The sequence below is a fragment of the Nostoc sp. DedQUE09 genome, assembly GCF_034530915.1.
Lineage (GTDB): Bacteria > Cyanobacteriota > Cyanobacteriia > Cyanobacteriales > Nostocaceae > Nostoc.
Genome location: NZ_JAVRCE010000073.1, coordinates 1 through 17,610, shown reverse-complemented (window position 1 = coordinate 17,610; position 17,610 = coordinate 1). Strand labels below are relative to the sequence as shown.

General features: G+C 43.7%; 15 protein-coding genes and 3 pseudogenes. 8 read left to right on the top strand and 10 right to left on the bottom strand.

From position 1 onward, the window contains the following. The first annotated feature begins 14 nt into the window (after positions 1-14). Both RMY27_RS30330 and RMY27_RS30325 read left to right on the top strand, forming a co-directional pair. A complete protein-coding gene (locus RMY27_RS30330; protein ID WP_322668540.1) occupies positions 15-3,791 on the top strand; it encodes a PAS domain S-box protein in 3,777 nt (1,258 codons plus the stop codon). Then, positions 3,763-4,143: a response regulator gene (locus RMY27_RS30325; RefSeq protein WP_322668539.1), complete on the top strand. Its 381-nt coding sequence runs from the start codon at positions 3,763-3,765 to the stop codon at positions 4,141-4,143. Before RMY27_RS30330 ends, RMY27_RS30325 begins: the two co-directional genes overlap by 29 nt. 338 nt (positions 4,144-4,481) lie before the next feature. Here the strand turns inward: RMY27_RS30325 and RMY27_RS30320 are convergent. After that, positions 4,482-5,792, bottom strand: a pseudogene (locus tag RMY27_RS30320) (IS701 family transposase). A gap of 87 nt (positions 5,793-5,879) precedes the next feature. Then, positions 5,880-6,080, bottom strand: coding sequence for a hypothetical protein (locus tag RMY27_RS30315; RefSeq protein ID WP_322668538.1), 201 nt, complete (start codon positions 6,078-6,080; stop codon positions 5,880-5,882). Positions 6,081-6,324: 244 nt separating this feature from the next. Between RMY27_RS30315 and RMY27_RS30310 the strand changes: the two genes are divergently transcribed. From RMY27_RS30310 to RMY27_RS30300, 3 genes are all read left to right on the top strand, one after another. Then, entirely contained in the window at positions 6,325-6,804 is a 480-nt protein-coding gene (locus RMY27_RS30310; protein WP_322668537.1) for a hypothetical protein, read from the top strand. A 13-nt stretch (positions 6,805-6,817) separates the two neighbouring features. Beyond that, positions 6,818-7,105, top strand: coding sequence for a Mo-dependent nitrogenase C-terminal domain-containing protein (locus RMY27_RS30305; RefSeq protein WP_322668536.1), 288 nt, complete (start codon positions 6,818-6,820; stop codon positions 7,103-7,105). A gap of 210 nt (positions 7,106-7,315) precedes the next feature. Further along, positions 7,316-7,468 (top strand): hypothetical protein, encoded by a 153-nt coding sequence (locus RMY27_RS30300; RefSeq protein WP_322668535.1) that lies wholly within the window; start codon positions 7,316-7,318, stop codon positions 7,466-7,468. Between the two features lie 8 nt (positions 7,469-7,476). On the opposite strand, the gene RMY27_RS30295 is transcribed toward RMY27_RS30300, so the two are convergent. After that, a complete protein-coding gene (locus RMY27_RS30295; protein WP_322668534.1) occupies positions 7,477-8,385 on the bottom strand; it encodes an SDR family oxidoreductase in 909 nt (302 codons plus the stop codon). Positions 8,386-8,526: 141 nt separating this feature from the next. On the opposite strand from RMY27_RS30295, the gene RMY27_RS30290 reads away from it, so the two are divergent. The 3 genes from RMY27_RS30290 (at position 8,527) to RMY27_RS30280 (ending at position 10,848) form a co-directional block, all read left to right on the top strand. After that, positions 8,527-9,489 carry a YafY family protein gene (locus tag RMY27_RS30290; RefSeq protein ID WP_322668533.1) on the top strand — a complete coding sequence of 321 codons (963 nt, stop codon included), beginning with the start codon at positions 8,527-8,529 and terminating at the stop codon, positions 9,487-9,489. Between the two features lie 212 nt (positions 9,490-9,701). Beyond that, complete coding sequence (locus tag RMY27_RS30285) at positions 9,702-10,289, top strand: pyridoxal-dependent decarboxylase (RefSeq protein WP_322668532.1); 588 nt, start codon at positions 9,702-9,704, stop codon at positions 10,287-10,289. A 235-nt stretch (positions 10,290-10,524) separates the two neighbouring features. After that, positions 10,525-10,848: a hypothetical protein gene (locus RMY27_RS30280; protein ID WP_322668531.1), complete on the top strand. Its 324-nt coding sequence runs from the start codon at positions 10,525-10,527 to the stop codon at positions 10,846-10,848. 119 nt (positions 10,849-10,967) lie between these two features. On the opposite strand, the gene RMY27_RS30275 is transcribed toward RMY27_RS30280, so the two are convergent. The 7 genes and pseudogenes from RMY27_RS30275 to RMY27_RS30245 all read right to left on the bottom strand — a co-directional run bounded on the left by RMY27_RS30275 (position 10,968) and on the right by RMY27_RS30245 (position 17,474). Next, complete coding sequence (locus tag RMY27_RS30275) at positions 10,968-11,168, bottom strand: hypothetical protein (RefSeq protein ID WP_322668530.1); 201 nt, start codon at positions 11,166-11,168, stop codon at positions 10,968-10,970. After that, positions 11,165-12,117, bottom strand: a pseudogene (locus RMY27_RS30270) (CHAT domain-containing protein). The gene RMY27_RS30275 and the pseudogene RMY27_RS30270 overlap by 4 nt, the downstream one beginning before the upstream one ends. 118 nt (positions 12,118-12,235) lie before the next feature. Then, entirely contained in the window at positions 12,236-13,579 is a 1,344-nt protein-coding gene (locus tag RMY27_RS30265) for a tetratricopeptide repeat protein (protein ID WP_322668529.1), read from the bottom strand. Positions 13,580-13,816: 237 nt separating this feature from the next. Further along, entirely contained in the window at positions 13,817-14,365 is a 549-nt protein-coding gene (locus RMY27_RS30260; protein ID WP_322668528.1) for a tetratricopeptide repeat protein, read from the bottom strand. Positions 14,366-14,368: 3 nt separating this feature from the next. Next, the gene (locus RMY27_RS30255; protein WP_322668527.1) at positions 14,369-15,019 is read right to left on the bottom strand and encodes a tetratricopeptide repeat protein; all 651 of its coding nucleotides are present in this window, start codon (positions 15,017-15,019) and stop codon (positions 14,369-14,371) included. Continuing rightward, positions 15,016-16,092 (bottom strand): annotated as a pseudogene (locus RMY27_RS30250) (CHASE2 domain-containing protein). The gene RMY27_RS30255 and the pseudogene RMY27_RS30250 overlap by 4 nt, the downstream one beginning before the upstream one ends. A gap of 194 nt (positions 16,093-16,286) precedes the next feature. Beyond that, on the bottom strand, positions 16,287-17,474 hold the full coding sequence (locus RMY27_RS30245; RefSeq protein ID WP_322668526.1) for a CHAT domain-containing protein: 1,188 nt from the start codon (positions 17,472-17,474) through the stop codon (positions 16,287-16,289). Positions 17,475-17,610: the final 136 nt, after the last annotated feature.

The following is a 17,610-nucleotide window of genomic DNA, read 5'->3' as shown; positions in this document are numbered from 1 at the left end:
GGAGGTATAAATTTATGCGAACTAGCGAACAAATTAAGGCAGAAATCGAGGAGAAATTCGGTTTTGTCCCACCCTTCTTTAGCCCAGCAGAACAGAACCCGCACGTATTAGAAAACCTATGGCAACAGACACTTTCTGCCTATGTCAACAATCCGCTGTCACCGCTATTTAAAGAAAAGCTAGCTGCGTACCTTTCGCGCTACTGTGCCATTCCCTACTGCATGATTTGTCATAGCTGTTCCCTACGTCCGCTAGGGGTGAGGGCACTGGAAGTGTTAAACCTGCTTGAAGCACCTCCCCCAGCCCAAACGGATATGAATGCTCATTTGGAGGTACTCGCGGCCCATTCTGAGCATCTGGCAGTTTTGTCTAATTGGAATTCAACCATTGAAGAAAGCCTGCTCATCTGTGCAGTTTTTATCTCCTTGGAAGGAGGGCTAGCCGATCACTATCGCACCCAGTTGCGCCACCTACTAGGTACAGTCAATTACCAGCACTTAGTATCCTTCATTGCTTATGTAAAGACATGTCATGCTTGGATGGAAGCTCACCCCGAAGTCGCTTATGCAGCAGACAAGCGAGCTATTGAGCATTTTAGTTTTTTGCTTGGGGACGAGCCAGAGTTGGCTGACTTTTTCCACCACTACTGGGAGAGAGTCAAGCAAGAACGCCAGAGTTGGGCAGAACAGCGAGCAGCGATCGCCGAGCGCCAACGGCATGAAGCAGCACTGCGTCAAAGCGAGGAACGCCTAAGTTTAGCCTTGGAAGCTGCCCAGATGGGTAGCTGGGACTGGGACATTCTGAACAACAAAGTGTCTCACTCTGTTGCCACGGAAGCACACTTCGGTCTTACCCCAGGCTCTTTTGGTGGCAGTTATGAAAGCTTCCTGGCCAGCGTTCATCCCGACGATCACCAATGGCTTCATCAAGCAGTGACGCAAGCTGTAGAAGCAGGAGCAGACTACGAAATTGAATTCCGCGTTATCTGGCCCGACAGTTCTATTCACTGGGTGGCGAGCAAAGGTCAAGTCTACTACGACAAGACTGGCAAAGCAGTGCGGATGACTGGGGTAACGATGGACATTACCGAGCGCAAGCAAGCAGAAGTAGCGTTACAAAAAAGCGAAGAGCGCTTCCGCTTTTTAGCCGAATCGATTCCCCAGCAAGTATGGATTGCCCAGCCAAATGGTGAACTCAGCTATGTTAACCAGCGCGTCCTTGACTACTTCGCGTCTACCCGTGAGCTAATTCTCGGTTGGGGATGGCAGGAAAAGATCCATCCAGAGGATTTACCGCAGTGTCTCGAACGCTGGCAGCATTCCCTGGCAACGGGCAAGCCTTACGAAATTGAATTTCGCTTGCAGCAGTCAGCTGATGGAACTTATCGTTGGCACTTAGGACGCGCTTTACCTCTGCGCGATCACGAAGATGCGATCGTTAATTGGTTCGGGACGAATACAGATATTGACGATTTCAAGCGCGTAGAGGAGGAACGCAAGCAACTGTATGCCTATGAACAGGCAGCACGTGCCGAAGCAGAGACAGCTCGCAACCAAGTCGCAAAAATTCTGGAAAGTATCACAGATGCCTTTTATGCTGTAGACAACCAGTGGCGTTTTACCTACTTGAATCAGCAAGCAGAACATCTGTTGCAGCGATCGCGTGCTGAATTACTAGGTAAAAATTTGTGGAATGAGTTGCCAGAAGCAGTAGCTTCCAAATTCTATAGAGAATATCACAAAGCGGTATCGAAGCAGATTAGTGTCGAATTTGAAGAATTTTATCCGCCACTTAACACTTGGTTTGCAGTGCACGCCTATCCTAATCAAGAAGGGCTATCAGTTTTTTTCCAAGACATTACTGAACGCAAGCAGGTGGAGGAAGCGCTACGGCAGAGCGAGGAGAAATTCCGCAATCTCGTTGAACAAACCAGCGACTGGGTGTGGGAAATCGATGCCAATGGTATCTTCACCTACGTCAGTCCAAAAGCGTCAGAAATTCTAGGCTACAAAATCGCAGAGATTCTCGGTAAGAGTACTTTTGACTTAATGACGGTGAATGAAGCCAAACGATTTGCTCAAGTGGTTAGTTACTTTATCTCTACACAACAGCCTTTCACCCGGCTGGAAAAAACGCTAACGCACAAAGATGGTCATTTAGTTGTGCTGGAAACCAGTGGCTCTCCTGTATTCGATCACCAAGGTGTTTTTCAAGGTTATCGTGGTATTGCTCGTGACATCACCGAGCGCCGAGAAATCGAACGGTTGAAGGATGAATTCGTCTCCGTAGTTAGCCACGAGTTACGCACGCCCCTAACTTCGATTCGCGGTGCTTTAGGTCTACTAGCGAATGGCGTACTACGCGCCCAACCTGAAAAGGGCCAACGGATGTTGGACATTGCAGTCAATAATACAGACCGACTGGTGCGCCTGATCAACGACATTCTTGATATCGAACGCATTGAGTCAGGCAAAGTCACCATGACGCGGCAAGCCTGCGATGCGGCTAACTTGATGATCCAGTCAGCAGATACCATGCGGGATATGGCTGAAAAGGCAGGAGTTACTTTATCTGTTTCTCCTGTATCAACTCGATTATGGGCTGACCCAGACCGGATAATTCAGGTTTTAACGAATTTGCTCAGTAACGCAATTAAGTTCTCCCCCCAAGGTTCTACTGTTTGGCTGACTGCTGAACTTTTCAGGAGTCAGCAGGCAAAGCAAAACTCCTCACTTGAACTCTTGTTCCAAGTAAAAGATCGGGGCAGGGGTATCCCAGCTGATAAATTGGAAACAATTTTTGGACGCTTTCAGCAGGTCGATGCTTCGGATTCGCGGAAAAAAGGCGGGACTGGGTTAGGGTTAGCTATTTGCCGTAGCATCTTACAGCATCAGGGTGGGGAAATTTGGGCTGAAAGCACCCTTGGGGAGGGTAGTACTTTCTACTTTACGCTGCCAGTACTGCCATCGGAATCAGCAGTAGCGATTGCCGATTCTAACAATCCCTTAGTGCTAGTGTGCGATGACGATCCCTCAATTCGAGATGTCATGCAAGCTATGCTAGAAAAGCAGGGCTATCGGTCAGTAGCAGTAGCTTCGGGTCAGGCAGCGATAGAGCAGGCAGCCGCGCAGCTGCCTGATGCAATTCTCCTTAACCTCATGATGCCTGGTATGCATGGGTGGGAAACTTTAGCAATTCTCAAACAGCAACCGAGCACTCAAAAAATTCCGATAATTATCCTTAGCGGTTTATTGCCGGATGCTAGAGAAGTGCCGCATCCAGGAATAAGTGACTGGATTGTTAAGCCTCCAGAGCAGCAGCAGCTATTCAAAGCCCTAGAGCGGGCTTTGAATGGATCGGATCGGCATACTAGAGTTTTAGTTGTGGAGGACGATTTAGATTTAGCACAAGTGCTGCTCGCCATGTTTGAGCGTTATGGCATCGAAACCTATTACGCTCAGACAGGACGGGAAGCCATCCAGATGAGCCAGCGCGTTATCCCCGATCTGTTGGTGCTTGACCTAGTACTGCCGGAATGTAATGGTTTTACTGTAGTGGACTGGCTCCGACAACACAATCGTTTGTGTCAAGTGCCATTGGTTGTGTATACTGCCAAAGACCTAGACGACTGCGAACGAGAACGTTTAAAGCTAGGACAGACCTTGTTTCTGACTAAAGGTCGGATTACACCGGAGGAATTTGAACGCCGAGTAATTAAATTGCTCAACTGGGTTATTCGCGGCAGAAAGGAAGACAGTAACCATGACAGCCAGACGGATTTTGATCGTTGATGATGAAGAAGATATCCGGGAAGTTGCCCAACTTACTCTCGAAGCGGTAGGCGGTTGGGAAGTATTAACTGCTGCCTCAGGAGGTGAGGCGTTAGCTAAAGCCGCATCTGAACAGCTAGATGCCATTCTCCTAGACATCATGATGCCCGATCTAGACGGTATCGCTACTTTTCAAAAGCTACAGGCTAATCCCGTCACTCAGCATGTTCCAGTGATTTTGCTGACAGCAAAAGTGCAGGCTGCCGATCGGCACCGATTTGCTGAATTAGGTTTAACAACAATGATTATCAAACCCTTCGATCCAATGACTTTACCTGACCTGGTAGCAGATGCCTTAGGCTGGAACGACTAATCGCTCTTCACAATTTCTCCAGTTTTCAGCTTTAATCTTAAAACTAATACCAATTCAAATAAAGTTTGCGACACATCAATTATTCGTAAGGGCACAACACTGTGTGCTCCAATCCATCTGTCGCATTCTTTTGTGACAATACAACAGCTAATTCTGGGGCTGTTCTTTTTACTAGCGATCGCCACACTCAAAGGAGTTGCAACATCATGATTACACGTCTACAGTGGATTCCCCTCATCTCGAGTGTTGTTATAGGAGTCTGCTTGATTAACCTAGCTTATTGGTGGGCTACTGTAGTCAATTAGTAGGACTTGTCTGATTAACCCTGTTGTGTCACTCTAGGTAGAAGAAAAATAGAATTCAGGGTGAGCCAGGAATAAAAAAATTGGGGAAGTGAGCCTATAAACAATCGATTGAAGTTTAGTAAATCCTAAAGATAATTGAGGAATGGAGAAGACTGTAAGCCAGGGCTAAATTAAATTAAAAAGGATAAAAGGTTGTACTATTAAACGAAGATTGTTCAGAATGTTCTTCCAGCCCTTAGCGTTATCCCACCTCTGATGAAAAGCAAGTTTTGATTGAGGTGCTGGTGGATATGGGTGCAGAGATTCTGAATGAAAACTAACCATGAGGTAGGCACTACAAACAATTTCCCACCATCGTTCAATATCTTGATAGCGAGTGAAATGATAGTCAGCCCAACCCAATTCATTTTTACTTTGCTTTAAGCCATATTCAACCCAAGTCCTTAATCCATAAAAATTACCCACTTCCCTCGGTGTAATGTCTAGGTATTTACTCATGACATACCAAGTAGAATTCCCAGGTAATTTTTCAGTATCTGTGGTAATCTGCCAATACCTATGTTCGCTACGTTTGCCGTGAACTATTTCTCTAATAAACCGATTTTCACTGCTTAGGTCAGAGAAGACTCGTTTGAATCTCTGCCACTTTAAATATTGAGTGTACTGACCCTTAAGCAAGTCTACAGAGTGGTTTGAGCGAATCGCTACTAGATAATTTAAACCTAACTCATCTAATACAGATACAAAATTTGTACCACTCTCACCATATAAGCTATCAGCCAGTACCAAGTTGAATTTAAAACCCATTAACTGTAGCTTTCGTATTAGCATTGCCCCGATTTGAGGCTTGGTAAAATACTTATCTCCTGGCTTTAATTTCTCACGAGGCTTATAAATTTTAAATAGTAATGGGAATGTCATTCCCCAAAATACACCATAGGCTGTGACTGCCACAACTCCGTTCTCTATTTTTCCTAAGTTTCCTATGTACTGCCGTTTCACATAGTCTATGGTATTACCTTTCTTTTTATCTCCTGTCTCATCAATAATTAAAATGATTGGTCTACCTTTTAACACCTCTAAAATCAGTGACAAGCGCAAAGCTCTTAACTGTTCTACTGACTATGATGGTGTTGTTAAGAAATGATGTAGTCCCTGATAGTTATTTAATCCGACAACTTTTGCTATTTCTGGTAAACTTTTACGTTTTAATTCCGAAATACATCCTATATGTAGATACTTAAATGCCTCAAAATTTCTAACATCTGAAAACAGCTTTTTATACCACAGACAATATTCATCCACAAATTTAACCGTTTGTTTGGGTGGACGAGGCTCTACCATGCTCTATGTCTTCGTTCTAGCCTTTCTATATCCTTATACTACCGCGATAGTGACACAACAGGGTTAAAGATTTCTATTGGTTTAAATTCAGGAGTTCTGTGGAGGTCGGCAGGGGAGCAGGGGAGCAGAGGAGAGTTCAATGTGCCTTGTTCTTTCCTCTCCGCCCCTCTGCATTTCAAACTTGTGAGAAATGCGGGCTAAACCAAGATCGCTTGCAACTCCTGCTCCAACACCTGAAACAAAGTTTGCGATCGCTGCCATATACATTTTTTGAAAAAGTCTCCTCATTCTTCACAGTTTCTCCATTTTTAGGTTTTAACTTCAATATAGAACCTATAAGAGATGACTTGAACTGAAGTTTATTAGCTCAGTAGTAGTTATTGCTATATTTCTGAACCAAGCGAAAATTAGAGACTTTTCTCCAGAATAGAGTTACCGCAATGATTGCAATCATTGCCATTATTTCTGCCTAGAGCAAGTTTCAAGACAGAGCTTAAGAGGAAACTTTTTATAGCTAAAGGGATGCAAAATTGTGCAAGATATCAATGAACTAGAAACTTTCAATATCCAAATTGAGCTAATGGTTGACACCCTAAAGCTCCAGAACAAAGCAATCCTAAAATCCGTAGAGGAATTACTAACTACTCTGGTTGGTTTTGAATATACCAGTGATATCTTGATGGCAGCAGTATTGCAATTATCTGAAACAGATGCTGATACTTGTCGTTGGACTTTACGTACTCTTCACGATATACAACATTTAGATGTCATAGAAGAACTCACTAAATTTGCAGTTAAAAAATTAATCCATCAAGGTTTGATTCTTGGTCGAGACTTTAGCATTACTGCCAACAGCAGAATCATCCTCAATAGAAATGCTATGGATACCTTGGTGGCAGGTACTTCAACAGCAGACTATCTTTTACTTGAAGAAATTTCGCAAGTTGTTGAATCACATTTTTTTAAAGACAAGCAAAACTCAACTATAACCAGTCCTAAAATCAATTATTAAAGATGTTGGACAAATGAAAAAATTAACTTTTCTCAATCATAAATTTGATTTACTGCACCCAGTACGCCAATGGCTTGAATCTATAGAAATTGATAATCCTAAGCTGGCACAATTTCTGTGCAAAATGATTCCCGCTCATTGTCCTTTTGAGCGGAAAATCAAATTTTTCAATCGCACCATCCTTCTCATTCCACCAATGTGCAAGCTCAATCCTTTCTACGACCAAATAGTTAGCCTTCGCTTCAAGTGCCTTTTATATCTAGCTGATGAGTGTAATGAAGACATAACAATTTATTGCTAATAAATCGATTTCAATTGCCATTTATGCTGATCAGTTTAAATCTGTTTTCAGTAATCCATATAAATAATCATCAATATGTTGAGTGAGTGGTGGGAGCAATCGCATTCGTAGCTGTCTAATGAATTGTCGTTTCTATCTCTTAGCAGAATGGCACTAAGACTCATGTGAAACCTCGCCAGGGTAGGGTGTTGGAGGTAGGTGTAGGGTGTAATGTTTCAGACAATTTCAATGCCAGTACGTCAAGGAGTTCAACATCTTCTTAATTCCCCACACCTGAACCTGCAACCCCGCACCCAAAAGCTAGAAATAGCAGGGATTTACGCTTTTCTTAGTGCCATTCCCACAGAATACGTAGTGTTGTGACTGGAACATTACCTATATCCGGTCGCATCAGGAGGTTTACCCGCCTCCTGGACTTCATGAATGTAGCGCCACGCATCGGGTTGAGAGCTATCAAGGTCGGTAAAGCCATAAACCTGTGCTAGTTGCCCACTGGAAAGCGATTGGCCATTCCAGCGCACTACTTGTGGATCGCCAGCTAGATAAGCAACTGCACGCCCGACATAGTAGGGCGTTTCAGAAATGATGAAGTGTGGTTCTTTTGCTGTTGCGTCCTGCCAGTTGGCTTCACTCACTCCAAAATGATCGAGCATAAGTTCCGAGCGCAACCAGCCCGGAGTTAGCGCTACGGCAGTACATTGATACGGTTTAAGTTCTTGCGCCAATCCCCATGCCATGCGAATTACCGAGGTTTTAGCAAGGTCATAGAACAGCGACAGCCGATAGTTTTTGCTGTTATATTCGGCAGTCCCATCGGTAATTTCGACTACCAATCCACCGGGTTTCTGGATCAACAAGGGTAATGCGAAGTGGCTAGCGATCAAATGGGTGTCGATCGCTAGTCTTAGCATCCGTAATCCTCGCTCCAAAGAAAGCTCCCACACAGGCTTGTTGAACTCCGCCAGATATTCTGCACCAATATCGTTGACCAGAACATCCAGACGACCCTGCTCCTGCTCAACACGAGCAACAAGCGCCTGTACTTGTTTTGGGTCTAAATGATCGACTACAACCGCGATTCCTTTCCCACCTGCCTGGTTTACCAATTCCGCCGTTTCTTGGATCGTTTCAGGGCGGTTGTATTCCGAACGCACAGTAAGAGTGGTGCGTCCGGTGACATAAACGGTTGCCCCTGCTGCACCAAGTTCCACAGCAATGCCACGACCTGCACCGCGTGTTGCCCCAACTACAAGCGCAATTTTATTCTTCAATAGTTGCATAATTGACCTCCTTAGCGAGGTAGCTTAAAGAAATCGATGACTCCAAACCATCTTTATGCAGCATAAGCTGAACTTCCTGACATCCTTTGTCATATTTAGGCAGTAAAGTAAAAAGTAGTTTCGATTGGTTTTGGGATAGTTATGCGTGCCGATCGCCTCCTCTCGATCCTGATGTTGTTGCAGGTTTATCGTCAGCTAACAGCGCGAGATTTAGCAGAACGATTGGAGGTATCTGAGCGCACCATCCATCGTGACATGGATGCCCTCAGTAGTGCCGGAGTTCCGGTGATGGCAGAACGCGGTAAAGGAGGTGGTTGGAGTTTACTCGACAGCTATCAAACTACGCTGACAGGACTTAACTTGGCAGAGATTCAGGCGTTATTTTTGCCTAAGCCCGCACACCTGCTAGCCGATCTAGGCTGGAGTCAAGCATTTGAAGCGGCTCTGCTCAAACTTCTGGCAGCAATGCCTGCCGCAAATCGTCAGCAAGCAGAAATGGTTAGCCAGCGCATTCATGTCGATCCAACAGGCTGGCATCGGTGGGACGAGGAAATGTCGGCGTTTGCGACTCTGCAAACAGCGATTTGGCAAGAGCGGCAAGTAAACCTCAGCTATGAGCGCGGTAATGGCAAACTGGTCAAACGATTAGTCAACCCACTGGGATTGGTCGCCAAAGGCAGTGTCTGGTATTTCGTTGCCTCGGTAGAATCAGAGGTGCGCTCCTACCGGATTTCACGAGTGCGGGATGCTATGCTTACGGATTACCCTTGTGTTCGTCCGGTTGAATTCAACTTAGCTGACTATTGGCAACAATCGATGGTTGAGTTCAAAGCTAATCTGCCTTACTATGGCGTGACGGTACGTGTTGCTCCAGAGGGTATGCCTCAGTTACGCTATGCCGGATACTTTGCCCGAATAGAACAGATTGACTCGCCCGATGTCGATGGCTGGACTCGCGTCTGGCTGAGGTTTGATATAGAAGAAGCGGCTTGTGCTTATGTGCTGGGGTTTGGCGCAAAGATGCAGGTAATTGAGCCATTAGAATTACGCGATCGCATTTTGCAAGCAGCAAAAGAGGCGATATCGCTCTATATCAAACATTAATTTTTTAATCTCAACCCCAGGTATCAGATCCGTCAACACTGATTGCCGCTTGAAAGACCTGTTTCTCAGTAACGTCGAGCCTCAAATACGATAAGGATGAAGAGGAGTACGAAGATTATCAGGAAGAGGAAGAGGAATAAACTAGTTTAGAGCAAAGCTCACCATATCCAGCTTTCAGTGGCTTTGCCATTCGCTACACTATTAAACTTGGCTTGTGCGTAGAGATTCATCAAGGATTAGAACTAGCAGACAGCTATTGTTTTAATCCTCATAAATGGATGCTAACTAATTTTGATTGTACCTGTTTTTATGTCAAAGATCGAGCTCAACTAATTCATGCACTATCTATCATGCCTGAATTTCTCAAAAATCAAGCTAGCACGTCTGGTAAAGTTATTGACTATCGAGATTGGCAGATTTCTTTAGGACGTAGATTTAGAAGTCTCAAACTGTGGTTTGTAATTCGGCACTATGGTCTAGAAGGCTTACAGTATTATATTCGTAAGCATATTGCTTTAGCACAAGAATTTGCAGAATGTGTAAAATCTCATCCTCGTTTTGAGCTAGTTGTGAATCCCCCATTAAATTTGGTATGTTTTCGCCATAAATTGGGTGATGCAATTAACGAAAAAATCATTAACACTATCAACTCTTCAGGTAAAATCTATCTCACTTCCACCAAGCTAGAGCAAAAATTAACTTTAAGAATGTCAATTGGACAAGCAACCACAGATAAAATACACGTAAAACAGGCTTGGCAATTAATTTGTCAAACTGCTGAAGAGATAGAAAATAATTAACTCAATAGGGCGCGTCTATTACCAATTAAGCAAACTTATCCGAGTAATATTAATTCTATGCAGCTTCACATAGAATTGGTATCAGCCCTCTTTTGTTACTACGGGGAAAGTATAATCAGAAAAAGAACTAAAAACAGTAAGTAACTCTGATGGTTACGCCGCGTAGACAAACAGTAAGCACAGTGGCATTCATAGATAACTACTGCCAGGTTCCCAAAATGAGATACCGGATGAAATGGGAACCAATGGTTCCCAAAACGAGATATCGGATGAAATGGGAACCAATGGTTCCCAAATTTTGCCTACAACCGAACGCCAAGTTCGACCACTGACTAAGCTAGAACCATCGCAACAGCAAGAAGTATGGCGGCAAGCGGTGGAGAAGGCAGGGGGAAAAGTGCCGCCAGCCAGAATTGTCAAAGATGTGGTGCAGCGCATCATGGAAAGGACGAAAGTACCAAACACATACCAAATTGGCGAAATTTGCCAAATCATTACCAAAAACAACCCCGAACTCAGGGGCAAGGGTGGCTGCTGGGGTATCGTAAGCCAAGTGTAATGATTTTAGCTGCACTGTCAAAACCTGGGATGGCGAGTATGCCGTTGGTTTGCAGCACCTTAAATCTTACAATTACCTGCCTGCCGAGTGTGAGCAGATGCAGGTGATTTGCGATCGCATCAATCGGGTGTATTCGCGTGTTTATAATCACGGTTAGCGGCAGCAGCGTAACCTGATTGCATGGCTTGTTGATAGTCTTCACTGCGAGTACTCGCCAGTGTTGGTCGGGTTAATGAAAACGTCATAGGAGCAACGCTGCCACAGATCACAAGCATTGTTAAACCTGTTACCCAAATAATAGGACTGTGGAATCGGATCATCGCCATTCTCCTTGTAAGGTAAAGGCAGCCCAATAATAGGGAGAGTTCCATTTGGGATCATTTAGGAGTTGTAGTTGGGCATTTCTCAAGGCCGCTGCAGGAGGTAAGCCTTTTTTGAGCATGGCTTGATAGATCTGCGCCATCAGTTCTGCGGTGGATTTGTCACTCACGCTCCAGAGGCTGGCTAAAACTCTAGGGGAACCTGCGTACATAAAGCCACGTGTTAGTCCAACGAGTCCTTCTCCGCGCATATTTTGACCAAGCCCGGTTTGGCAGGCACTTAAGACCACTAATTCAGCGGGCAAATTGAGGTTGAAAATATCGTTCAGCCTCAAGAAGCCGCTCTGGGGGCGACCTTGGGGATCGACCAGGGATAGGACAACAGCAGACAGTTCTGGTCGAGTAGTATTGAGGATGCCGTGAGTTGCGAAATGGACTATCCGATATTGGGATAGGTTGGAGTTCAGGACGTTGTTCTTATTAGCTTCAAAGTCTAATGCTTGGGTTCGCATATTAGCAGGTAAGAGTTCCAGGATGTCTTTAGCTTCAGTACGGGTTCCTGGTAAACGTTCTAAGTTGATGCCAGCCTCTTGAGAAGCATCTCGCAAGTTTTGTATAGAAAATAACTCAGTGCTTATACTGCCTTTAGTAGAGTTATTTGGAGCTGGTGTGCGAGGTTTCTTTTGAGCAACACGTGTATCGGTTGGGCTAAAGACCGGATCTGCAAAGACGGCAACAGCCTTCGGTGCAGGCTTACGCCCGTTTAATTCCTGGCGTAGGGTTGCTAAGGTAGAAGCTGAGGGAAGGTTAATAATTTCATGTTCGGACAAAAGAACTGAGAACCCGTTGATGCAGGTAATGCTGCGAAAGGTAGATACTGCAATGCTCCGCTGCTGACAACCAGAAGCCGTTTTTGACCGAGTTGCTTGGTAACGGGGCCAAGTAACATCTGGCTTAAGGGTGTTCCAACCTTAGAAATTTCTGACGGTCGTGCATTGTGGTTTTTCACCAGGTTTATGAATTTTTGTGTGGCAGCTTCGATCTCAGATTCTTTCGGTAATTCATAGCTAGTTATTCTCGGATTTACTAACAGCCCAAAGATAGCTGTGCTTTGTACCTAAAAAATATTCCAGCAGTACGGTGTTATCATCTAGAACCTGCTGTTGAAGTTCAGTTAGTGTGAGTGGTTTAGGTTGGGCCAGGGCTGCATAGCGTGGGCTCTTAGAACGGATTTGGGTTTCGATATTTCGATATTGAGAGAATAGGGTGTCGTATTCTTTCTCAAAGCTAGCTTTTTGGGCTTCGGTTGGGGTTTTACTGTAAAGTTCGATACGGCTTTTCTCTAGGGCATTGAGTTTAAATTGTAGGTTTTCTTCTTGTTCGAGTAACTTGGGGTCTACACCTTGGCGAATCTCAGTTAGAGATTCATTTAAGAGGTCAAGCAGGCTGCGGGCACGAGCGCGTTCACTGGCTTGTAAGGCTAAGGCGTTGAAGCCTTGGGAAGGTTGTTGCTTGTGCAGTTGCATCAACAGATCGATGTAAAACTCGTAGTATTCCTGGACAGAAGCAAAATAAGATGAACGTAATTGCGGGTCAACCACCTTGCTGCAAAAATCTTCAACAACATTCAGCGCAGCCTCGATCTTTGCTCTAGCTGCTTTAAAATTACCACGCTTCTGTTCCGTCACAGCCATGAGATAATTTGTTTCTGCTTCTCTGAAGTGATCGCCATATTTTTTTGCTAATGTTAAGGCTGAATTATAATTAGAAATTGCTTTAGAATACTGCTTTACAGCATCATAAGATTGGCCCAAACCTCTCATAATAGGAACTTCTGTTACCAAATTGAAATCTTTAACTTTGTCGCGAATACGATTAAACGTTTCTATTTCGTTAGCAGCCTCTCGCAGGCGGGCTGTTCTCTGCCTAGAGAGTTTCTCCGATAGCTCATTGAATTTATTTGAGCCAAATGGAATGTGGCTCTGTAACCAACCAGGTAAAAGAGCAAAACTATCTTCTCCAGCTAAGAGAGTATTAGTTCCAATTTGTAACGTATCTATACTAGATATTGCTTTATCTTCAATTGAAGGAAACCGTGCTTTTTGAATTAACGGTAATGCCTGTTCAAAAGCATCAATAGCCTTTTGATAAAGTTTTTGTTTCATATATATAAAACCAATAAGATTATAAGCTATAGCTTCTCCCTTTGGTAAGTTATAAAGTACAGCTAAATTCCTCAATGTAGTAACTTTTCCTGTGTTATCTGCAACTTGTTGTTGCAAACTTAACGCTTGATTTAGGGAGTCAAGGGCTTTTTGACGATCTCCCTTCCTAATATATGTACCTGCAATTCTGTTGATAATAGTTGCAACAACACGAGGGTCTTTTTCGTAAGCAAGCTGAATTTTCAAGGCTTGTAGAGAATAGTTGAGCGCCTGTTGACCATCTCCTAAGTTTAGGTAAGTCAGGTAAATATCATTAAGAATAAAAAATTCAAGATTTCCATAAAAATATTTAGCGAATGGAGCCGTGGGAAAACTTTCCTCCTGCTCTATTTTACTTGATAGGAGTTTAGAATTAGTCCTAAGTAGTATTAAGGCTTGATTGTGATTTTTTAATGCTTCCTGATGGTTTTGGTTAGATTTGTACTAATTACCTATTTGTCGAATAGTTTCAACTTGTCCTATAATATCTTTCTGTTTTTTCTGGAGTTCTATAATTCGATTGTAAGTTGCTAAAACACTCTGAGGTAATTTTAATTTCACTTGAATATCAGCAATTTTATGAAGGGTATTTACGACAGAAGACTGGTAATTCTTCCCTGCTTTTTGATATATACTCGCTGCATGATTGTAAGCTTCAATAGCTTTGTGAAAGTTTTTTTGTTTAAGATTATCTTCTGCAATTACCTCATGAATTCTTGCAATACCGTAGTACAAGCTATTAATTAACTCGTGGTCTTTGTTTTGGATATCTATTTCTAATGCTTGGTTGTAGGCTTGAATAGCCTTTTGAGGCTGTTTGAGGTTTCTATAAATTTCTGCTATATCTCTGAGATTAAATACAGCCAATTTTGCTGCGTCTTCGGGAGTATATAGCTCCAACGAAGTTTTTTTTCCGAATTTACTGGGTTTTACTAGCTTATATGCTTTAACTGCTTGATAATAAAATTCAATTGCTTTTTGAGGTTCTCTCAAATCTTAATTATAAAATCTAGCGATTTCTGTTAAAGTGTCACCTTCTTGGAAGTGAGCGCCTGTTTTTTGGTAGATTTGTAGGGCTAGAAAATAAGCGTTTAAAGCTTTTTGGGGTTGTTTCAGTTTTGAGTAACTTCTTCCCATCGAAGACAGTATTGTTGCTTCAAAATCTTGATCTTGAGTTTTCTGCACAATTGTCAGTGCCTTTTGATAGAACTCAAGAGCTTTTTGGGGTTGTTCCAGTTCTGAATTCAATTGAAGGTCGTAAGCCATACCTATAGAATGGAGTGTAATTGCCTCCCATTGACGATCGCCAAGTTTTCGATAAATTATTAGTGCTTCTTCATACTTGGCAATGGCTTGTTGCTGACTTGCGGATGTTCCCTGGGCAGATAATTCCATTGCTTCTTGGGATAATTCTAGAGCTTTTTTGTAAGCTTCCTGTTTCGCTGAATCTATAGGTTTTTGAGGAGTGATTTGAGACTTTTGCTCTAATTCTGTTTTGGGTATTTCAGCATTGGTTGCTAAAGGAGCTACACATATTACTAGGCTTGCTAAAACAACAATCCTAATGCTTTGAATAAAGCGAGATGAAAGTAACCTTCTCTCAAAACCTAAAATTTTTTGATTTTTCTTGTACTGTAATATTGTCATAAATAAATCCTCTTACCATTAGCTTTTTGCATAAAGTTTCTTTTAGGATTGTGATTTTCCTTAACTACAACCATACTACTACTGGTTACAATTAAAGCTAAAGTTGAGGGAACCAGGGGCAACCAACCCCCATAGAGCAACGCTCCCCAACACATTCCTACCAAAATTACAAGTGAAGCACCGATAGATAGCACCAACCAAATGCGCGATCGCACAGAGATAGTCAAAGCTCTTCCAACAGCCGACCATCCCACAATCCATAATCCCTCAGCCCAATCTGGCCAAACCCATAGTAGCGGGCGGCGATCGAGAACAGTACTGAGAATTTGGCTCACCATCTGAGCATGGACAAAAACCCCAGGTAATCGTTGCTGAGGGCGAACTACGCTGCTGTAAGGAGTTAAAAAGTCATCACCTACCGTTTCTGCGGTGAAACCAATCAAGACAATCCTTCCCTCGAACAATTGGGGATCGAATTGCTTATTTAGTAGCTCTAACAACGTAATTTGCGGTGCTATATTTTGGGGAGATTGAGGAACCCGATAATTTAGGAGAATCTGGTATCCTCGCGTATCTGTTGTTCGGTAGCTACCTCTTTGGACAGATAAAGGTTTAAAGATCGTATTCTGAATTTGATATTCCTCCTTTAATGTAAGTCGAGGTTTAATTCCCTGCGCTACTAAATAGTGCAATGCAAGTTGCAGACTAAACGCTGTTGTAGGACAGGACGATTGAATATCTGGTTGTAGAAATAAAAGATGGCGACGTATAATTCCATCATCATCGACGACAACATCGCTAAAACCTAATCGTTCCCCAAACACTCCAGGAGGAGCAGGAACGCCCTTTCGATCTGGTGTTGGTACTGCACACAGACCAATTAATTAAGGATTGAGGAGGTGAGGCAATAGCTTTTGATGTCCGGGTTGAATTGAAAAATCTCGATAAATATCTAAGCCAATAACCTGTAGCTGATACTGCTCCAATATTGATAGCACTTGACTCAAGGTTTGATCTGTGACATAACGTTCTTTGAGCTTCTGGATATCTGATTCTGTAATCGCCACAACCAAAAGTCGAGGGTCCCGGATTTCTCACCACATCTCTCAAAATCTTGTGCAGGGGAGCAGGGGAGCAGGGGAGAGTTATTGTACAAGTTTTTTCCCCTATGCCCCTCGGTCATTGAGCGTAGCCGTTGGCGTGGTCACTGAGCCTAGTCGAAGTGCAGCCTCTCGTAGAGAAGTGCTGCCTCTGTGCACCTCTGACCTCAAGCTTGTGAGAAATGCGGGGGGTCTGGTTGCTCTTGAGGGCGCAGCAGTTGAAGTTGATCAAATGCCTGTAATTCCAGTGGCTGGAGTAGCCCAATGTTGCGGATGCCCAGTACACCCATTGCGATCGCTGCACTGATGAGCAACGCCGAGCGCGCTCGCTGCCACAGCGAAGCCTTTGGTGGCTGAAGCGGTAATTCAGCAGGGTTTTGACAAATCACTGGCAGCCAACTGGCACAGGGAAATCGATCTTCTAAGCCCTGGAGCCGTCGGCGTGCCGTTTGTACCGAGAGATATAAAGACTGACCCGATGTAAATGCTGCTAGAAAGAACTTCAAAAACTCCTGAGCAACCTGATCAGGAACTGGCTCACGCATCACTAAAATTTGAGGAATGTGTAAATCAGCCAGTTCTCTCGCCAATCCTAATCCATCACAGGAGTTAAAAATTGCTAACCGCAAGCCCCGCCGCAGAGCCTGTTCCAGCCCATACTTTAAACGATTGAGCGGAACTTCAGTGTCTTGAATCATCAAGAATCCGCCCGTCTCCTCCGGTTGGCTAGAACTATGCCCCGCAAAGTAAAGGATATCCCACGACTGCTCCCATAGCAGTCTTGTCAACTCTTCTAAAGAGGGTGTGACCAAAAAATGCAGGTCAACTTGCGAGAATTGTTCTAAAACTTTGCGATCTTCATCCACATTGATCCCATTGCTATTACTGCCTAAAACAACCAGGACACGAGTTTCATCTCGAGGCAGTACCAGCGGAGGAGGTTGATAGGAAGCAGCACTGAGCGCGATTTCAGCATTGGTAAAAGTTTCACTAAACAAATCCCACAAGTGCCAAGGTAAACGTTGTAGCAGGAGGTCTTGCGTTTCCACAATCACCAAAATTTCTTCCTGAAAATTGAGGCTTCGCAAAAGACATTCTCGGATTTTGTGCCACTCCCAATTCCCAGATTTTAACCAATCTTTAAAATGCTGTGTAAACGAGTCCGCAAGCTCCGGAATCGAAACATTGGTGGACAGACTAGGAGTGGGAGTGATCCGAAAAGAACCCCCAGACATCTCATGGTATGCATACTCCCACTCCTGAAAGGTTGCCAATACTTGGGGTGATGGGGGTAAATGACCTTCAACCTGAATCACACGTGGGTTCAACCGACGCTGCTCTTGAATCTGCAGCAAGGCTGGGAATCCTCGATCAAAACTACCTTGCATTAGTGTCAGAATAACTTGCTTCCTCATGTTTAAAAAATTACACATATTATTAAGTAGGTCAACCAAAAAAAACGTAAGATAGATAGAGTGCAGAAATTAAGTG